This window comes from Mycobacterium sp. (assembly GCF_050700595.1).
Classification (GTDB): domain Bacteria; phylum Actinomycetota; class Actinomycetes; order Mycobacteriales; family Mycobacteriaceae; genus Mycobacterium.
The window spans coordinates 1-3753 of sequence record NZ_JBOHHI010000175.1; the positions used below are offsets into that span (position 1 = coordinate 1).

General features: G+C 63.0%; 6 protein-coding genes and 1 pseudogene. 5 read left to right on the plus strand and 2 right to left on the minus strand.

What is annotated here, in order from left to right; translation table 11 throughout:
• On the plus strand, positions 1 to 457 hold a 457-nt coding region (gene sufU / locus ACRDTL_RS16075; RefSeq protein ID WP_431507702.1), incomplete at its 5' end, for a Fe-S cluster assembly sulfur transfer protein SufU.
• Positions 450 to 797 carry a metal-sulfur cluster assembly factor gene (locus ACRDTL_RS16080; protein WP_431507703.1) on the plus strand — a complete coding sequence of 116 codons (348 nt, stop codon included), beginning with the start codon at positions 450 to 452 and terminating at the stop codon, positions 795 to 797. The genes sufU and ACRDTL_RS16080, both read left to right, overlap by 8 nt.
• A 1-nt stretch (position 798) precedes the next feature.
• Here the strand turns inward: ACRDTL_RS16080 and ACRDTL_RS16085 are convergent, their stop codons facing one another.
• Both ACRDTL_RS16085 and ACRDTL_RS16090 read right to left on the minus strand, forming a co-directional pair.
• On the minus strand, positions 799 to 1119 hold the full coding sequence (locus tag ACRDTL_RS16085) for a hypothetical protein (protein WP_431507704.1): 321 nt from the start codon (positions 1117 to 1119) through the stop codon (positions 799 to 801).
• 95 nt (positions 1120 to 1214) lie between these two features.
• The gene (locus ACRDTL_RS16090) at positions 1215 to 2171 is read right to left on the minus strand and encodes a helix-turn-helix transcriptional regulator (protein ID WP_431507705.1); all 957 of its coding nucleotides are present in this window, start codon (positions 2169 to 2171) and stop codon (positions 1215 to 1217) included.
• A gap of 405 nt (positions 2172 to 2576) precedes the next feature.
• Between ACRDTL_RS16090 and ACRDTL_RS16095 the strand changes: the two genes are divergently transcribed.
• From ACRDTL_RS16095 to ACRDTL_RS16105, 3 genes and pseudogenes are all read left to right on the plus strand, one after another.
• A complete protein-coding gene (locus ACRDTL_RS16095; RefSeq protein ID WP_431507706.1) occupies positions 2577 to 3167 on the plus strand; it encodes a hypothetical protein in 591 nt (196 codons plus the stop codon).
• Positions 3151 to 3450, plus strand: coding sequence for a DUF4193 domain-containing protein (locus tag ACRDTL_RS16100; RefSeq protein ID WP_431507707.1), 300 nt, complete (start codon positions 3151 to 3153; stop codon positions 3448 to 3450). The genes ACRDTL_RS16095 and ACRDTL_RS16100 overlap by 17 nt, the downstream gene beginning before the upstream one ends.
• Before the next feature lie 110 nt (positions 3451 to 3560).
• Positions 3561 to 3753: pseudogene (locus ACRDTL_RS16105) on the plus strand (hypothetical protein); the annotation flags it as partial.

The window sequence follows — 3753 nt, forward strand, 5'->3', positions numbered from 1 at the left end:
TCACTACAAGCATCCGCAGCATCGTGGGCTGCGTGAGCCGTTCGGCGCGCAGGTCTACCACGTCAACCCGGTGTGCGGCGACGAGGTCACCCTACGAGTGGCGTTGTCCGACGACGGCGAGCACATCACCGACGTCTCCTACGACGGGCAGGGGTGTTCGATCAGCCAGGCGGCCACTTCCGTGCTGACCGAGCAGGTGATCGGTCAAAGCGTGGGGCAGGCGCTCAAGGCTGTCACCGCGTTCACCGAGATGGTGTCATCCCGCGGGACCGTGGAAGGTGACGAAGAGGTCCTGGGCGACGGCATCGCGTTCGCCGGGGTGGCCAGGTATCCGGCGCGGGTGAAATGCGCGCTACTCGGCTGGATGGCGTTCAAGGATGCGCTGGCGCGGGCCTGCGCGGAAAAGCACATGCTGGCCGAAGCCGGCGGAGACCTCGAGGAGGTTAGGAATGAGTGAAACCACGGCACCGCGTGAGGAATTGCTCGCCGATGTCGACGAGGCGATGCACGACGTGATCGACCCCGAACTCGGCATCAACGTCATGGACCTCGGGTTGGTGTATGACTTGGAGGTCGAACACGGCGACGAGGGCCCGGTTGCCTTGCTCGATATGACGTTGACGTCGCCGGCTTGCCCGTTGCAAGACGTCATCGAGGACCAGTCGCGCAACGCGCTGATCGGCACCGGCCTGGTCACCGACCTGAAGATCAACTGGGTGTGGAATCCGCCCTGGGGTCCGGACAAGATCACCGACGACGGCCGCGAGCAACTGCGCGCGCTCGGTTTCACGGTTTGAGCTACTGCTGTCCGGTCAACCGGTCCAGTTGACGGCACAGCTGGGCAGCCTGACTGTGGAACTGGCCAAGATCTTCGAAGCGGTCCGCGTCGAATCGGGATCCGGGCACCGGCCGGGTTGCTATCAGTCGCCCGAAGCTGTGGAGCAGATCGCAGACGGCCGCCGCGAGGTCGGTCTCGACGGCGCTCGCGGTGGCGTCAGGTATCTCGCGGTGGTGGCGTCGCAGCCGATCGGCCAGTTGCCGGATAACACCTGTGAGGGATTCGGCGGTGTCGGCCTGGATCGCGGCACACAAGTCGTCGGCGTTCCACGGACTGTTCATGGGCCCAGGTTAGCCGTGCGGGTAACTGCGGCAAAGCGTTTCGTGAGCACCGCGGCGTCGAGTGGGCTGCGATGGGCACCGACGACCTGCACAATCTAACGCCGGAGCGTGACATTGGGGCTCTCCCCGTACACCTTCCGGTAAGCCAATGCAAAGCGTCCGAGGTGGCCAAATCTCCACCGCCGAGCGACGTCGGCGACCGTCGTCGTAGTGCCATTACCAGCTACCAGGTCGAGGTGGGCGTAGTGCAGGCGAACTCGCCGAACGTATTCCGTTGGCGTGCAGTCACGGTGCTTGCGGAACATGTACTGCAACGCCCGAGGGGTGATGTACACCGCGGCGGCGATGTCGGTGATGGTGATGTCGGTGTGGGCGTTTTCGTCGATGAACGCGATCGCCCTTCGCAGCAGCGTGGGTGTGGTGTCGTGCCGGTCCTCGATGGTCGGTTCCAGCACCGCGGTGTTCGGGTAGGTGGCCAGCATGCTCGCCGCTACGTAGCGTTGCGCCGCGCCTGCGATGAGTGGGTTCCGCATAGCCGACGGATTGTTAGTGGCTGCATCACGCACGTAATCCATGGCCGCGACCAGCTGCTGATTGGCAGCTTCGGATAACGGCACTGAGCCGGTGAGCCGCACCGGGCGCTCGATGTGCGACCGTCCAGCAGCGACCTGGCCGAGAACGGCTCTATCCATTGCGAAAACATCCAAGCGGCACCGATAAAAGGTCCCGCCGAATGGCTCACCTTCGAATGCACCGAACGCTGCGGCTCGGCCTGGTCCGAACAGCGCAGCCGGCCCATCCTTCATGCTTAGCTCCGTGGTCCCTGAGCGGATGCGAGCCAGGAGGATCTTCTCCGGCGGAGCCATGGCGTAGTTAAAGGTGTAGGTCAAGTCTTCCGCATATACGTTCGTTGACCCCAGGCACGAACGCGAGATACGGGTGTGGGTCGGCGTGTCGCGCTCCGGTACCGTCATGTGGACTGACCCGTATGTGGCGCTGAAGACCTCCTCGGCCTCGCCGAGGTCGTAGGTGTCAAGCAGGACGGTACTCATCGAAGTATGAGGCAACCCCCGCCTGGGGGTGCGTTGTTGGCGTGGCCAACTCTGGCGGGCAAACCCTAACATGTGCGGCCGGTGACGACACGGATCTGGACCCGATCCCTTCCACCCGGCTTGCGCCGCGCCGTGTTAACCCGATGTGGAGACGGATTGCTTCCGCACGGAAGGTGCGGTCTGCGCCGTCACGACCGCCTGGTATCGCAACCAGAAGTCGGTCGGGGCGGTGATCTGTCCCGATAACGAAGGTCTCATCCCTGTGCGGGGCGTGTCTTGGCCATAAAACGCAGACCTATTGAAGTTCCTATCGTTAATACAAACTTAACTCGTAATATTTGCTGGACCGGACTTCAGGGACCGTCGACATCCGGCCATGGATCGGCCGGGCCGGTGGGAGACAGCATGAGCAAACGTGGATCGCAGCCGGAACGGTCAACCAACGTACCGGCCGGCAACTATGAGTTGCTGGCCAAGGTGCTCGCCGAGGCGGTGGCCGCCCACGACGAGTTGGGAACTGTCGGTTCCAGACTGGCGACGATGGCCCGCCAGACCGGACAGGCCCGCGTGTCGGGCACGGGTGTGATCCACGCGTTGTGTGGGTGGGGGTATGAGCCCGCCCGGACAGCCGGGGGTGATATCGAATTGGGTAACTGCCCGTTTCATCAGCTCGCGCGGCAGTACCCCGCGTTGGTGTGCGGGCTCAACCTGCAACTGATCCAGGGCATGCTCGAAGCCACCGGCGAGTCTGAGCGAGCGGTGCCGGTACGGCGCGAGGGCCACTGCTGTGTCGTGGTGCGTGCTCCGCAGAGTCGTCGGACGGAACCATTGTGTCCCCGCGCCAAGGCGCCACCGCAGCCGGCGAAGGCAGTGCTGCGCGATGCCACTGGCTGCGCCACCGGCGAAGAAACGCGCGAGGAGCCTGTTGGAAACGCTCGGCTTGCCGTACCCGGTGATGCCATAAGGAGGGCTGAATCTCGTGACTACCGACTATGACGCGCCACGCCGCACCGACGCCGATAACCTATCTGAGGATTCCCTCCAGGGTCTGGCAGCAGACCGCACGGTAGCGTCCGCTGCGATAGATATCGACGAATCAGAATCGGTGGAGTCGTTCGAGTTGCCGGGCACCGATCTGTCCAGCGAAGAACTGTGGGTGCGGGTGATCCCCAAGCGGGCCGATGAGTTCACCTGTTCACGCTGCTTTTTGGTGTACCACCGCAGCCACCTCGTCAGCGAGGGGGGCGGTGTGGCGGTTTGCCCTGATTGCGCCGGCTAACTGTGGTGAGAACTTGCCGGGGTGTCGTTGTGGCGTTCTAAAAGTAATGATTCTTGACGAAGCATCTCTCGGGTCTAAAATTAATCATAATTATTGATATAGGAGGTGACATGACCGCCGTTAACCACGAAAGCCAGACGCGATCACGCACGAACGAATATCCACGCCGGCCCCGTGAAGTGCGCCGCAGCGGCGCCCGGATTCTCGATACCGCCGAGGGGGTCTTGATCACTTTGCGCCGCTACCGGGTCGACAACGCATTCCTTGAGCTGATGCAGACGGCGAAACGACACAACGTCAACC

Coding starts and splice junctions, on each gene's coding strand:
- ACRDTL_RS16095 (WP_431507706.1), top strand. CDS start 2,577: ATGAGCAAACGTGGATCGCAGCCGGAACGGTCAACCAACGTACCGGCC.
- ACRDTL_RS16090 (WP_431507705.1), bottom strand. CDS start 2,171: ATGAGTACCGTCCTGCTTGACACCTACGACCTCGGCGAGGCCGAGGAG.
- ACRDTL_RS16085 (WP_431507704.1), bottom strand. CDS start 1,119: ATGAACAGTCCGTGGAACGCCGACGACTTGTGTGCCGCGATCCAGGCC.
- ACRDTL_RS16080 (WP_431507703.1), top strand. CDS start 450: ATGAGTGAAACCACGGCACCGCGTGAGGAATTGCTCGCCGATGTCGAC.